Here is a 14,105-nt window from a genome sequence, read left to right on the forward strand (position 1 = left end):
AATACATGGAACACAACTCAACTTTTCCTATAAAACAAACCGAATTGGATATGCTTCGTGATGAAGCAACATCTTATATAAAAAGTATTCAATGGGAGCAGGGTGAACGTGCTCGAAACAAAGATAAAGATACTAAGGATGAGTCTATTTTACTGTATTTATCTAGAGCGAAAGGTAATGGAGGTTTAGAAGTGACATCGGTTTCAAAAACCATTTTGGAACTTAAGAAGCGCTTATTACCAGAGTCCGTAGCGCTTCCAGTCCATCTTAATAGTACACTTTATGCTGTGCAAGAAGGTATTGGTTTGGGTTTATGGATTAGAGATAGCTATTATGACGCATCAGGATTATCGTCTTTGATAGAAAACAAATCGGCACTTGATAATAATGGAAAACGCGAATACGAAAGTAAGATGCATACTGCAACGGCTTTTATGTTGTTTTCATTAGCCTATAAGATCTTGTATGATTTGAAACCAACAGCTTCCGACGATTTAAGCGTGATGAAGCAGAAATTTGCAGGAATTCCTGAGGTGTCATTTTTAACACCTTTAAAAGGTATTTCGTGTAGTTTATTCTATTACGACAAATATCTTGGGCATCCCGAAATCATAAAGACAGATAAAGATGTTATAGATTTTACCGTTGTCTATTTTGAAGCTTTAATTTCTGAAATTCAACTCAGAAAAAGCACATTAGAGTACACAGAAACTATAGGAGATAGAGCATATAAGCTTGAAAATAGTGACTTTGCCATTGATGGTTGGAGCAATACGTTTGAAGGCACTGCAAAAAGTGTAGAATTCAATAAAATTCAATTCGAGCAGATTGTTGGTAACAGAGATGCTAAGCATTTTGCACGCCGATTAACGGAACGTATGCTGAGTTACGATTTTGAAGCTAAGAAAAATCCATTTCAGGAATTGGGTGGATTTATGCCAGTTTTTATGGGATATGGTATTCCTGGAACAGGTAAAAGTATGCTTATTGCTGCAATAGCCACACGATTAAAAGAACATTGTGATCATCTTGATATTCCGTTCTTATTTCATCCAATGCCAGATACGCTAATTAGTACATTCCAAGGTGGTTCTGCTGAGAAAATGGTGGAATGGATGAAACCATTACAAGATCCGACTAAGCTTATTTTTGCACCAATTGATGATGCAGAAAACAACCTACAAGAACGTACGGCTCAAGGTGTTTCTGCCGGTGTAAAAGAAGTTATTGGCGTTTTCTTAAGATATACTGAAGGTGCATATGCAGTTAATTACGGTAATAGTTCAATAGGCTTATTTACAAACCTTCCAGAAATGTTAGATAAAGCTGTAATTTCACGTGTGCAAGGACGCTTTAAAATTGATGGTGCACGTACAGCACATGATTTTTTAGATCAAGACCATATTTGGTGGCGAAAACTCCAAGATACAATGCCAGATTTTATAAATATGAATAACCCTGAAGGCTATGAGTATTTGGCAGACCAAGGTTTGGCAAAAAGTATGGGAGAGATTTTAAATGCTGTTGAAAAACCAACTGAAGAACGTGTTCATGATACGTTTGATAAGGTTGAAAAGTTGCATCAGTCAACTGATCATATGTTTTATGCCACTTTATATAAAGAAATTCAGAAGATATTTCCATTCTTTTCGTCTCGTGATGTTAGGAATATTCAATCAGCAATATCATTGCGTTTAACAGATTTTGATTTAGAAAAAGATTGGTTTGATAATCCTGATAAATACTTTAAAAAGGATTATGACACTAAATTCAATATGTTGCAAGAATTAATGAAGGCTAACATGAAAGGCTTAAACTTCTCTGATATCCGTCGTCAAGAGGTTATTCGCTATTTAGATAATGTTGCCACTATTGCTGATACTGACTTTAAACGTAAGGTAGACGCAAGAGTTAATCAGTTAAATATTGAGACCGAAGCACGTGAGCAATTTGGTAAACTAGATTAAAGATTAGAGTAATCTGATGCAAAAACTTAAAGCAGCAAATTTATATAGAAGCGAACTTATTCCGGTAAGTGGAAAACTTGTTGAACGTTACAACAAATGTTTACTAAAGCTAGGTTTTACTGAGACTAAGCTTAAAAAATTCTCTATTGATGGTGTTGGTTGGAGCCCAGAAGTCGCAGAAGAGAAAAAAGACGATAACTATCTCTGTAATGGGCCATCTAATCCACACGGAATTATTATATCGCCATTGCAGAATAGGAAACCAGTCTATTCACCGTATCATTCTTTTGATAGAGATATGATGCAACTCATCTTTAAGAGTTATTCAAAAAAAATTAATGATATCACTCGTGATTCTGCTGTAATTATAGATTTTGACCAAAAAATAGACACGTTTTATGAGCCTTTAGATGTACTTAAATACGATGAAATTACAATTAATTTCCATCTCATGGATAATTTGTATCATCAGCAACGAGAGCAATTTCAACTCATTGAAAAATTTAAAACCAATCATAATTTTATTGATGAAGAATTACAAGCTCAAATTCTAGAGTCAGCTAAAACTTATGGTGATTTAAGAGGTAGAGACTTGGATTTACCAAATCTTAAGTTCCAATCTGGATCATTTTACACCAAAGCTTTTGGTGGTGTTTATGTCTTAAGAGATTTTATTAAAACTATTGTAGTTTTTGAAGACATGACGTCTTACAAAGAGGCTATAAAAGATACAGTTCATGATGTATTGATGTATCATGTATCACATCCTGAACTTGTTGAAAAACTTCGAGACCATATTATAATAGAATGTAACTTAGAAGATATAGTAAGTACAAGTAAATACGAGAGAATTAAAAGGTACGAATTCGCGCAAGTTTTAACGGATACGCAGCACCCTATTAATGATATTTTATCCGATACCATGCTATTTAAGAGCTATCTTAATAAAATCGATATAAAATCACGCAAGCAGGTTATGAGTGTTGAACTCTATCTTGAGAAACTTGAGCGTAGTAATGCCTATAAACTTGAAGATATGGTAGACAAGCAGATGTATTTTGCCTTGCATCAGCCACATTCTTCACTATCCGTGCAACATCAAGATTTAATATGGAAACTCTTAGTTAATATAGCTCCCAAAGATGTGCTGTTTTTATATTGGTATGATAAAGAACAGTTTTACAAGAGTTATGATACTTGGGACGAATCGTTTAGAGATTGGGTCATAAAGACAATTAGTAACAATATATAGTTTTTATAGACTAATTTCATAAACAGTAAACACAAACCTTATGGGACTAGAACTTATAATTTTTATCGTAGCAATTCTTTTCGGTATTTTTCTATACTGGAGAGAATCTAATGGCAATGGTTTATATCGCACATTAAATAAAATAGTAAATAGTAAAGAATTGCAGATGTCTGCAGATGACCCTAAAGGTTTTGTTTATAAGCAAAGTATTTTACCACGAATAATTTTTGTAGTGACTTTGGTTCTATTGGCAGCATTAATTGTTGAATTTCTTACGCCTTTAGCGGTTTTTTCCAGTTACAATGGCATTTCTGCTTTTGCATCATTCGCCGTAGGAACATTGATTGGGACATATTTGGCGAGTTTTGTAATAAAGTCTACTGAAGTTATTGAAGAGAAGAGTGACTCTATAAGCGATATAGTTGGTGATGCCGTAGAAAAAGGAAAAGACTTTATTGAAGATTTAAAATCGAAAGACACAAAAGTTAAAGAAGACGTCATTGAAGACGTGAAAAAATCAAATGAGAGTATAGATGTAGACCAAAAGTCTGCTCGTGAACGCCTTAAGGATAAAGGTTTAATGTAATAAAAGCGTTATGATAAAATCATACTGGAAAAAAGGTCGAAAGCAAAAAATCATTACCGTAATACTGAGCTTAGTATTACTTATTGCGCTTTTTGTTTTACGAGATGACTATCAACCCGCGTTGCTTTTCTTAAGAAAGTACATTTTCATTATTATTATTTGCCTATCGGTATTGATTTTAGGTTTACGTAAGTTTCGTAAAACGGCTAGTACTGGCGGTCGTTTAGGAATTTTAGGTTTACTCATTGTCTTTTTTGGAATTTTGTACGCTTTTGGTTGGCATTATGGTATGTATGATTATATGAAAACGTATAATGTTTTCAATAATTTAAATAAAGTTGAAATACACGAATTACCACTTACTCAGAATGAACGTATACAGCCATTGCGAAATATATTTTCTATGGCTAATGAAAGTGTAGGAGAGACCAAAGATGTATCCTTGCCTCACTTAGTTAGAGTAGACGATGAGAACAAATGGACTATGGCTATACAGCCTTCAGAAAAATATATTATGCAACGTATTAGTGATAATACAGAAGAAGTATTTTCTGTGAGTAGTACAACACCATTTCCACGTTTTTCTAATGAAAATAGAATACCTGTAACGTTTTCTATAGGTGAAACTTTAAAGTTTAGTAGAAACACTTATAATGCTGTAGTACAGCGTTTTAGCCCTTGGATGTTATTTAATTATGAGCCTAGTGATACATTTTACATGAAGAATGATAATGGCGATTGGGTACAAGTCGTTAGCTTAATTAAATGGAAAGGCTTTTTCTTTCCATATCCAACCTTTGGTGGTGTTATGATTGTTGATAATGGAGCGCATGATTTTAATGATTATCTAGAACGAATTACTATTGGTAAAGGAACTTTTGTGAGTCCAGATGACATTAAGAAGTATCCGTTTTTAAATAAGCAAAATACCTTATCGGAAAAAGTATCTCAATTACAAGCAGAGTCATTGAAGTTTTTAGGCGGTTTTAGTGACCCTTTACCTTGGAATATGGAAACAGCTGTAAAAATCCCTGAGATGCCAGAAGATCAAAATCAGCAACCTTATGTTACGGACTTCGATTTTGTTGGTAGTAATACGAATGCTTATAGTGGCTTATACCATTGGTTTGGTTTAGAACCAGTAGGAGATGAGCGTACAAGTTTAAGTTTTAGTGTATTTATTCCAGCTGATGGTACTAATGTTATGTATTACTATGACCATGCAAGCAAGAAACAAGGTTATGCAGGTGTTTCGGCTATGCCATTGAAAATTGTCGAATCTCGTAAAGAATTTGATTGGGATGCCAATAAGCCTGTAGAATTTAGACCATATATCAAAGATATTGCTGGTAGAAAAAGGATGTTTTTCTTAGGTACTGTATCTGCCATAAACAAAAAAGGCCAATTTGATGGCTCTGCAACACCAGATTTGGCGTTAGTTGATAGCGAATATAGAGATGTAGTATGGATAGATGTAAAACATCCTAGTTCATGGAACAAGAATATTTACAATCAACTTAATGAAGCATGGCGTTCTAGTGAGGGTATTGGTTATTATTTTAATGAGAAACCAAAGTCTGATCGAGATTTACAGCAAACGATTGATTCTTTAAAAATAGAGCCAAAAATTAATGATAATTCTGAGCAAATTGAAGTTTTACAACGTAAACTAGATTCATTAAAGGCATTGGATAATTAATTAAATCAAGATTAAATTAAAAGTTAATGAGTGAAGAAATAGTGAGTTCTGAAGAAATAGAAACTACCTCTGGCCAACAATATTTGGATAAAGATTTTAGTGTTGAATTAAATTTTAAATTTTGGACAACAAAAGGAGCTAGGTTTGTTGCTAGCCATAGGTTTAAGACTATTAATCAACTTTCATCATATTCATTAGGTTTTCTATCTGCTTATTTAATTATACTAGGACTTTTAAGTGTATTTGGAATTGGGACTAGATTTGTTGTTACATCAGATCAGTTTGCATTAATTTCTACAAGTCTTTCAATTTTAATTCTAGTTTTTAGTCAATTAGAAGGTTCAAATGATTATCGCTTGAGAGCTGAAAAATTTCATGATTGTGCTTTAGAAATTAGTGAATTATATAATAAACTCAGGTACTTGAAGACTAGTTCGATGACTCAAGATGAAATTAATAAATTGTCTGAAAAGTTGTCTGTAGAATATTCAACTATCTTGAAAAAATATGAAAATCATAAATATATAGATTTTCTTAAATTTCAAACTACTAAAAATGATTATTTTAACTTAAAGTGGTATGATGTATTATGGATAAGATTAAAATATTATTGCGGTACTCAATTACTCTATCATATACTAATAGTTTTACCTCCAATTTTAATTTACTTTATAATTAGTTAGCATATTTATAATTCCAATAACATCTTAATATCTGCACGTTCATAAGGATTATCTTTTTCTAATTCCAATTCTATAAAACCATATTTGCGGTAGAGATATATGGCATTTTCTAATTTGGTATTTGAGTAGAGCAGTAGGGCTTTTAATTGATATTCTTTGGCAAAATCTATGCAGTGTTGTAATAATTGTTGTCCGATTTTTTGCCCACGAGCTTCGGGCAATACAGCCATTTTTGTTAACTCTAATATACCATTTTCATTAGTTGGCATCAATGCTACTGTGCCAAGAATAGTCTCATCATTTTTTGCAAAAAAGATATGCCCACCTTTGTCTATAATGTAAACTTCAGGTTTGCTAAGGACTTCTCTATCGTATGGTTCTACATAAAAAAAAGTCTCCAGCCATTCTATATTATAATCATAGAAGTACTGCTTGTATTTAGCATTGTATTCTATTATTTCAACTTCCATGAGCTTTTATAAAATCTGTAATGAGATAAGAAATAAGTTTTCCAACCAAGGCTTCAGTCTTTTTGGTTGGTGCAGCTTCACATATATGTAGGTAAGTTGCATTTTTATGTGAACCAAATTCATTTACAAAACGTCTAGCTTGAATGGTAGAAAACCCAGATGGTGTCATTGCACTACTAGGTACATTTTCTATAGCGTCGCAGTCGATTTCTATTCCAAAATTTGATTTAGAGACATGAGATAATGCACGTATCATTTCAGGCTTAAATCGTAGTTCTTTTCTAATGTTTAGTGCCTCGAACGTATTATATGCAATAGATTTTGTTTCGTTTAAGGTGTTTAAACTGTTTTGAGAGATATAGTTTTCATGCAGCCCAAAGATGAAATAATTCTTTAGAAAACCTTCGTTATAAGCATAACTAAAACCATTACCACTATGTCGCCCTTCTTCGGGTCTAAAGTCATGGTGTGCATCAAAGTTCACGACATTCATAGGTTGATTTAAAGCCAGAGACGCTCCTTTTAGGTTCCCATATGCATTGTTATGGCCGCCACCAATTATAATAGGTGTTTTACCAGCTTTAATTATTGAAAATATGAGATGAGATACATCTGTATCCACAGTTTCTGTAAGCGTTCTAGCTAGAGCAATCCGTTTTTTATTTGATAAAGACCTATCTTTTACTAGTTCTAATTGCTCTGTATAATCCAAATGACCTAAAATTAAAATACGTTTTACGTCAATAAAGACATTACTTTGGGTATTTAACAAAATTTTTATTGAAGCTTCCCAGGTCTTATATGTGCCTGATTTACCGTGGTTTGCAATCACTCCGAGATCTTCAGAAATACCAAAAATAACATAGTCAACATCCAATGCTAAAATGTCGTCGTATATGTTAGTGAGGTTGTTAATCAACTGAACATGTTCACCAAATTTGGTCTCGCCTTTGCGAGTTTTGACAAATAGATTACGGTCTTCTGATTTAAATTGAATTAGATTTTGCATTTAAAATTTAGAATTTGAATAAAATTACAGTTTAATCTGTTATAGACCTTGAATTAAAGATTAAAAAACAAGAATTAAAATAACTTAAAAACTAGAATTATGAGCGGAACAAACAATAACATAGGATTAAAAGTAGGTTTAGGGATTTTACTCGCCTTATTTTTAGGAACAGGATTTTATGCCTCTAAGCTTTACAGTGAGAAAAAAGAAACTGAAGCTACTCTTGTAAAAGAGAAAAAACAAGTGATGAACGATTTGAATGTTATGGCAAAGCAGTATGATTCTGCAATTGGAGAAAATGAAATTGCAAATGAAAAACTTGTTGAAGCTAGAGAACGTATTCAAGGTTTAATGGATTCTTTAAAAGTATCTCAGAATAGTGTTGGAAGCCTATGGAGGTATAAGAAAAAATACTTGGCTTTGCAGGAAGAAATGGATGTGTTATTAGAAGAAAACGACCGTTTAAAGGTTGAAAATGAATTATTAGCGACTACACTTGATAGTACACAAATTCAATTAGCAGAGCGTTCTGCATTTACAGATTCACTTTTAGTGCAAAATACAGAATTAGCAGATGTTGTAAAAGATGCTGGAGCATTACAGACAATAGGTCTTAAAGGTTTTGGTGTTATAGAAAGAAGTAGTGGAAAGCTTATCCCTACTGAGCGTGCAAGACGTAGTGACAAAATAAGAGTGTGTTATACTGTAGCAAAAAACACTTTGGCAGATGCTGGAGATAAAGAACTATATGTGCAAATAATTGATCCACAAGACAATGTTTTAGGTGCTAATAATCAAGTAGAATTTGAAGAGCAGGTTCTTAACTATAGTTTAATTAGTCGTTTTAATTACGAAAACAGAAACTTAAATATTTGTGAGTTTGTAGCTCCTACTGGAGATGAAAAATTCGAAAAAGGACGCTACATAGTCAATGTATTTAATGAAAGCGAATTAATTTCTACATCGGAGTTTACACTGAGATAGAGATTATAAATTGGTTGGTTAGTTTATTAAAAAGCCTGATGCAGATGAACACATCAGGCTTTTTTATTTTGTAATGCTAAAATGCAATTTTCTCGAATCTGCCATAGGTCTTCAAAAGAATACGATAGATTTGATGCTTCTATCCACTTCTTTAAATAATCTTGATGTATTTTAACTTTATAAATGCCAATTTGCTCAGGAGTTATTTCTTCTTCAATTAAAAGAGAATCTTCAAATTTTAAACTCGTACTTTCAGAAAAAGTAATGTCATAACGTTTGTTATTATACTTGAGATAACAGTGTGCTTCCGGGATATAATCCAGATTATATGCTTCTAATACAGAATTTATGCCTGTTGTGTTTTTTGCATTCATTTTATAAATACCAATCCATAGTGACAGCTTATCGAAATTATTTTCAATAGCGACTTGTTTTAAAAAAGCATGTTTAGAAGAGTACGTGCCCATTTCCTCTTTAATAACAAGCTCTAAATCATAGCGATTAGAATTACGTCCATAGGGTAATTGATGAACATGGTTGTACAAATCAATAAAAGAAGTCATACCTAAATTAAGAACTAGCTTAGATAATGCGTTATTTTTTGAAAGCTGGAAATTAAAGGATTTGTCCATTGATAATAACTGTATCAATTGGGTTATGACCAAATTCATACGGAATTTGAGCATAACTATCCATTGGTTTGGTAATAATGATATTAGCTTTTTTACCACGAGTAATGCTTCCGTACATATTACTAAAGCCCATGGCATAAGCGCCATTAATAGTAGCTGCATTAATAGCTTCTTCAGGAGTCATTTTTAATTTTATACATGCTGTGCTTACCACAAAATTCATATTACCACTAGGCGTAGAGCCTGGATTATAATCTGTTGCTATAGCTAATGGTAGTCCAGCATCAATAATAGCTCTTGCAGGCGTATATGGGATACCTAAAAAGTAAGAACATGCAGGTAGGGCAACTGGCATTGTTTTGCTGGATTTTAAAGCATTGATATCATCTTTATTTAACTCTTCTAAATGATCTACAGATAAGGCATTGTAGTCAACGCCAAGTTTTACACCACCTAGAATATTAAATTGGTTAACATGTATTTTTGGTATTAGATGATGTTTTTTTCCAGCCTCTAGAATTTTTGCTGTGTCTTCAATTGAAAAATAACCTTCTTCACAGAAAACATCAATATATTTTGCAATTCGAAGTGCAGAAGCTTTAGGAATAAGTTCATTAATGATTTTACTAATGTAGCTTGCTTTGTCATTTTTATATTCTGAAGGTATGGCATGAGCTGCCAATAGAGTGGGTGCAATTTTAGCCAAGCTATCTTGCTTAATACGCTTTATGACTTTTAACATCTTTAGTTCAGCATCAACAGTCAATCCATAACCAGTTTTAATTTCTACAGCTCCAGTACCCATAGCAATCATTTCATCTAAGCGTTGGATAGATTGCTCATATAAGTCCTCCTCAGAAGTGTCTTGAAGCTGTTTTGCAGAGTTAAGAATTCCACCACCACGATTAGCAATTTCTGCATAACTCATACCATTAATTCTGTCTACAAATTCGGAAACACGATTACCTGCATAAACAATATGTGTATGTGAGTCGCACCAAGACGGTAAGACTATTTTACCTGTAGCATCAATAATGGTTTCAGCATCAATACCTTTGCAAAAATCCATAGTACCAAATTCTACAATGGTATCATCTTGGATATATAAATACGCATTTTCAAGTATTGGTAGCGTTTTCATATCCTTACCTTTTACAATAGTAACACTATTTTCATGGACTTGAACGAGTTGTTTTATGTTTTTGATAAGTATAGACAATAGTTGGAGGTTTAGGGTTTGAAAAGGATTTAAAGTTACGAAAATTCTTTAGGATTCTTATAAAAGAAAACTGCCACTTTAATACAAACTAAAATGGCAGTTAAATTATTTATTTGGTGTTTATTACTTTAAACTTCCAGTCATATCTTCTGGTTTCACCCATTCGTCATATTGTTCAGGAGTTACATACCCTAAGCGTACAGCTTCTTCTTTTAATGTGGTTCCGTTTTTATGCGCTGTATTTGCAATTTCTGCAGCTTTATAATAACCAATTTTAGTATTTAAAGCAGTGACTAACATTAAAGAGTTATTTAAGAGCTCTTTTATAACACTATGATTTGGTTCAATACCAGCAGCACAATGCTCGTCAAAGCTGACACATGCATCACCGATTAATTGAGCAGATTGTAAAAGATTTGCCGCCATCATAGGTTTAAATACATTAAGCTCGTAATGACCTTGTGTTCCACCTACTGTTACTGCAACATCATTACCCATAACTTGTGCACAAACCATAGTTAATGCTTCACATTGAGTTGGGTTTACTTTTCCTGGCATAATTGAACTTCCTGGCTCATTAGCAGGAATAATAATTTCGCCAATACCAGAACGTGGACCAGAGGCCATCATTCTTATATCATTTGCGATTTTATTTAAAGACACTGCAACTTGTTTTAAAGCACCATGAGTCTCTACTATAGCATCATGTGCCGCAAGAGCTTCAAACTTATTTTTAGCAGTAACAAATGGCAAATTAGTAAACTCTGCTATATACTTAGCTACCAAAACATCATAGCCTGCTGGTGTGTTTAATCCAGTACCTACAGCTGTGCCCCCTAATGCGAGTTCACTTAAATGCTTTAAGGTGTTTTCTAAAGCTATAATACCATGGTCTAATTGCGACACATATCCAGAGAATTCTTGACCTAAGGTCAGTGGTGTAGCGTCCATAAGATGCGTACGTCCAATCTTTACGCAATCTTTAAATTCTAAAGATTTTTTGTGCAATGTATTTCTTAATTGTATGATTCCAGGAATGGTCGTTTCAACAACTTTCTTATAGGCTGCAATATGCATCCCTGTAGGGAATGTATCGTTAGATGATTGCGACTTGTTGACATCATCATTTGGCTGAATCGTTTTTTCACCTTCACCAATGATATTACCAGCTATTTGATGTGCTCTGTTGGCAATAACCTCATTAACATTCATATTACTTTGTGTACCAGAGCCTGTTTGCCAAATTACCAATGGAAATTGGTCGTCATGCTTCCCATCTAAAATTTCATCACAAGCTTGAGCAATCAAATCACGCTTTTCTTCTTCTAGAACACCAAGCTCACAATTTGTGTAAGCTGCAGCCTTTTTTAGATAAGCAAAACCATAAACAACTTCTAATGGCATAGAAGCTGGAGTACCAATTTTAAAGTTATTTCTAGAGCGTTCTGTTTGTGCGCCCCAAAGTTTATCAGCGGGCACTTTTACTTCGCCCATAGTGTCTTTTTCTATTCTGTAACTCATCTTAGATGTCAATTATTTTCTACTGGTGCAAAGGTACAACTAATCGTATGTTTTTACCATGAATCGTTACTTAAAAATTTAAATGTGAATTATGGATTTCTGAAAAAAATGAAACTATTTTTATGAATTATGCATTGATTTTCAAGTGCATAAAAAGTAATTTGCTTGCGTCTATTTTGACAGAACACTAACTAACTATTTTACTACTCTAAATGGGAAAGAAAATCAACTTCATTATTCTAACGCTTATTGTTATTTTTTGTGCATTTACAGCAACGAGTTATCAAGAATTGTCATCAACTATTGATAAGGGTGATACGGCTTGGATGCTTGTTGCAAGTGCATTTGTTTTACTAATGACGCCAGGTTTATCCTTCTTTTACGGAGGTATGATAAATAAGAAAAATATTATATCTACCATGCTTCAAAGTTTTGTAGCCTTGGGTGTTATAAGTGTACTCTGGGTCTTAGTAGGTTTTAGCTTAGCTTTTGGAGAGAGTATAGGTGGTATTATTGGTAATCCATTAACTTATCTTAATTTTAAAAATGTAGGTATTGAGCCTAATCCAGATTTTTCTGAAACGATACCTTTTCTATTGTATGCTTTATTTCAATTAAAGTTTGCCATTATCACGCCAGCTTTAATTACTGGAAGTTTTGCAGGCCGAATTAGATTTAGAAGTTATATTCTATTTATGGTGTTATTCAGCTTGTTTATATACAGCCCATTGGCTCATATGACATGGCATCCAGATGGTTTACTCCGTAATTGGGGAGTACTAGATTTTGCAGGCGGTACAGTTGTTCATATGTCTGCTGGTTTTGCTGCATTGGCGGGTGCCATTTATTTAGGCAAGCGTAAAAAGACTGAAGAGAGTCATGCTAACGTGCCTTATGTGATTTTGGGTACTGGTTTGCTTTGGTTTGGTTGGTTTGGTTTTAATGCAGGTTCTGCTCTAGGGGCAAATGGAGATGCTGTTATTGCTTTTGCTAATACTAATGTGGCTTCAGCAACAGCGATGATAGCGTGGTTGTTTTACGAGCGTTTTATGGGTCGTAAAATGTCTGCAGTTGGCGCATGTATAGGAGCAGTTGTTGGCCTTGTAGCAATTACTCCTGCAGCTGGGTTTGTTAATATAGGGCAGTCAATTCTTATTGGCTTTGTTGCTGCTATCATATCTAATTGGATGATACATCTCAAAAATAAGACTAGTATAGATGATACATTAGACGTTTTTCCGTCTCATGGTATAGGTGGTGTTGTAGGTATGATACTCACAGCTGTTTTTGCTGCTAATGTTGGATTAGTCTATGGTGAGACTACTACTTTTTATTATCATATAATAGCCTTATTCATTACTGCCGTATTTACATTTGGTGGTAGTTATCTACTATTCTTTATCGTTGATAAACTATTAAAAATGCGAGTAAGAGATGACCAAGAGGAGCGAGGTTTAGACTTAAGTCAACATGGAGAACAAATTGAATAGACTATTTTTGCATTAGCTTAATAAATGTTAGTGCAAATGAAATTTGATTTAAATAAATCCATAGAACTATTAGAAAAGACGCCTTTTATCCTAGAATCTTTCTTTGAAAATTTATCTAACGATTGGTTAAAATCTAATGAAGGTGAAAAAACTTGGAGTCCATATGATATTTTAGGTCATCTTATATTTGGTGAAAAAACGGATTGGATAATTAGAGCTAAGATAATTTTAAGTCCATCAAAACGTAAGTTATTTGAGCCATTTGACCGTTTTGCTCAGTTTAATGAAGATCAAAATACAATGGTTTCAGAATTAATTAATGAATTCAAAGCTCTAAGAAAGAATAATCTGAAAGAACTAGAATCATTAAATATTAAACCAGAAGATTTAAAACGTAAAGGCGAGCATCCAGAGTTAGGAGAAGTCACACTAGAGCAATTGCTTTCTACCTGGGTAGTACATGATTTAGGACATATCGCTCAAATCTCAAGAGTTATGGCTAAACAATACAAATCTAATGTTGGACCTTGGGAAGCTTATTTAGGGATTTTAAAAAAATAGAGACTTTTAGAAACTATTATTTTCTAATTTTA

13 protein-coding genes are annotated in these 14,105 nt (G+C 33.4%); 8 read left to right on the plus strand and 5 right to left on the minus strand.

What is annotated here, in order from left to right; translation table 11 throughout:
* Positions 1-5: 5 nt before the first annotated feature.
* Genes IEV10_RS08455 through IEV10_RS08475 form a run of 5 tightly spaced genes read left to right on the plus strand, consistent with a single transcriptional unit; the run spans position 6 to position 6,187 of the window.
* Positions 6-1,967, plus strand: coding sequence for an AAA family ATPase (locus tag IEV10_RS08455; RefSeq protein ID WP_188374280.1), 1,962 nt, complete (start codon positions 6-8; stop codon positions 1,965-1,967).
* A 16-nt stretch (positions 1,968-1,983) separates the two neighbouring features.
* Entirely contained in the window at positions 1,984-3,219 is a 1,236-nt protein-coding gene (locus IEV10_RS08460; protein WP_188374281.1) for a DUF6638 family protein, read from the plus strand.
* Positions 3,220-3,259: 40 nt separating this feature from the next.
* Complete coding sequence (locus tag IEV10_RS08465) at positions 3,260-3,805, plus strand: hypothetical protein (protein WP_188374282.1); 546 nt, start codon at positions 3,260-3,262, stop codon at positions 3,803-3,805.
* A 10-nt stretch (positions 3,806-3,815) separates the two neighbouring features.
* The gene (locus IEV10_RS08470) at positions 3,816-5,504 is read left to right on the plus strand and encodes a hypothetical protein (protein ID WP_188374283.1); all 1,689 of its coding nucleotides are present in this window, start codon (positions 3,816-3,818) and stop codon (positions 5,502-5,504) included.
* 26 nt (positions 5,505-5,530) lie between these two features.
* Complete coding sequence (locus IEV10_RS08475) at positions 5,531-6,187, plus strand: SLATT domain-containing protein (protein WP_188374284.1); 657 nt, start codon at positions 5,531-5,533, stop codon at positions 6,185-6,187.
* A 5-nt stretch (positions 6,188-6,192) separates the two neighbouring features.
* On the opposite strand, the gene IEV10_RS08480 is transcribed toward IEV10_RS08475, so the two are convergent.
* The gene (locus IEV10_RS08480) at positions 6,193-6,657 is read right to left on the minus strand and encodes a GNAT family N-acetyltransferase (protein ID WP_188374285.1); all 465 of its coding nucleotides are present in this window, start codon (positions 6,655-6,657) and stop codon (positions 6,193-6,195) included.
* Positions 6,647-7,666 carry a formimidoylglutamase gene (locus IEV10_RS08485; RefSeq protein ID WP_188374286.1) on the minus strand — a complete coding sequence of 340 codons (1,020 nt, stop codon included), beginning with the start codon at positions 7,664-7,666 and terminating at the stop codon, positions 6,647-6,649. Before IEV10_RS08485 ends, IEV10_RS08480 begins: the two co-directional genes overlap by 11 nt.
* A 99-nt stretch (positions 7,667-7,765) precedes the next feature.
* On the opposite strand from IEV10_RS08485, the gene IEV10_RS08490 reads away from it, so the two are divergent.
* A complete protein-coding gene (locus IEV10_RS08490) occupies positions 7,766-8,650 on the plus strand; it encodes a DUF8428 domain-containing protein (protein WP_188374287.1) in 885 nt (294 codons plus the stop codon).
* A 53-nt stretch (positions 8,651-8,703) separates the two neighbouring features.
* Here IEV10_RS08490 and IEV10_RS08495 read toward each other — a convergent pair whose 3' ends face one another.
* The 3 genes from IEV10_RS08495 to fumC all read right to left on the minus strand — a co-directional run bounded on the left by IEV10_RS08495 (position 8,704) and on the right by fumC (position 12,022).
* Positions 8,704-9,282: a hypothetical protein gene (locus tag IEV10_RS08495; RefSeq protein WP_188374288.1), complete on the minus strand. Its 579-nt coding sequence runs from the start codon at positions 9,280-9,282 to the stop codon at positions 8,704-8,706.
* Positions 9,266-10,501, minus strand: coding sequence for an imidazolonepropionase (gene hutI / locus IEV10_RS08500; RefSeq protein ID WP_188374289.1), 1,236 nt, complete (start codon positions 10,499-10,501; stop codon positions 9,266-9,268). The genes IEV10_RS08495 and hutI overlap by 17 nt, the downstream gene beginning before the upstream one ends.
* A 123-nt stretch (positions 10,502-10,624) precedes the next feature.
* A complete protein-coding gene (gene fumC / locus IEV10_RS08505) occupies positions 10,625-12,022 on the minus strand; it encodes a class II fumarate hydratase (protein ID WP_188374290.1) in 1,398 nt (465 codons plus the stop codon).
* Between the two features lie 212 nt (positions 12,023-12,234).
* Between fumC and IEV10_RS08510 the strand changes: the two genes are divergently transcribed.
* On the plus strand, positions 12,235-13,512 hold the full coding sequence (locus IEV10_RS08510) for an ammonium transporter (RefSeq protein WP_188374291.1): 1,278 nt from the start codon (positions 12,235-12,237) through the stop codon (positions 13,510-13,512).
* A 36-nt stretch (positions 13,513-13,548) separates the two neighbouring features.
* Positions 13,549-14,073: a DinB family protein gene (locus IEV10_RS08515; RefSeq protein WP_188374292.1), complete on the plus strand. Its 525-nt coding sequence runs from the start codon at positions 13,549-13,551 to the stop codon at positions 14,071-14,073.
* Positions 14,074-14,105 lie beyond the last annotated feature (32 nt).

Origin of the sequence: Winogradskyella haliclonae (genome assembly GCF_014635865.1) — a bacterium.
Classification (GTDB): Bacteria; Bacteroidota; Bacteroidia; order Flavobacteriales; family Flavobacteriaceae; genus Winogradskyella; species Winogradskyella haliclonae.

Coding starts and splice junctions, on each gene's coding strand:
- IEV10_RS08495 (WP_188374288.1), bottom strand. CDS start 9,282: ATGGACAAATCCTTTAATTTCCAGCTTTCAAAAAATAACGCATTATCT.
- IEV10_RS08470 (WP_188374283.1), top strand. CDS start 3,816: ATGATAAAATCATACTGGAAAAAAGGTCGAAAGCAAAAAATCATTACC.
- IEV10_RS08485 (WP_188374286.1), bottom strand. CDS start 7,666: ATGCAAAATCTAATTCAATTTAAATCAGAAGACCGTAATCTATTTGTC.
- fumC (WP_188374290.1), bottom strand. CDS start 12,022: ATGAGTTACAGAATAGAAAAAGACACTATGGGCGAAGTAAAAGTGCCC.
- IEV10_RS08465 (WP_188374282.1), top strand. CDS start 3,260: ATGGGACTAGAACTTATAATTTTTATCGTAGCAATTCTTTTCGGTATT.
- IEV10_RS08510 (WP_188374291.1), top strand. CDS start 12,235: ATGGGAAAGAAAATCAACTTCATTATTCTAACGCTTATTGTTATTTTT.
- IEV10_RS08455 (WP_188374280.1), top strand. CDS start 6: ATGGAACACAACTCAACTTTTCCTATAAAACAAACCGAATTGGATATG.
- IEV10_RS08490 (WP_188374287.1), top strand. CDS start 7,766: ATGAGCGGAACAAACAATAACATAGGATTAAAAGTAGGTTTAGGGATT.
- IEV10_RS08515 (WP_188374292.1), top strand. CDS start 13,549: ATGAAATTTGATTTAAATAAATCCATAGAACTATTAGAAAAGACGCCT.
- IEV10_RS08475 (WP_188374284.1), top strand. CDS start 5,531: ATGAGTGAAGAAATAGTGAGTTCTGAAGAAATAGAAACTACCTCTGGC.
- IEV10_RS08480 (WP_188374285.1), bottom strand. CDS start 6,657: ATGGAAGTTGAAATAATAGAATACAATGCTAAATACAAGCAGTACTTC.
- IEV10_RS08460 (WP_188374281.1), top strand. CDS start 1,984: ATGCAAAAACTTAAAGCAGCAAATTTATATAGAAGCGAACTTATTCCG.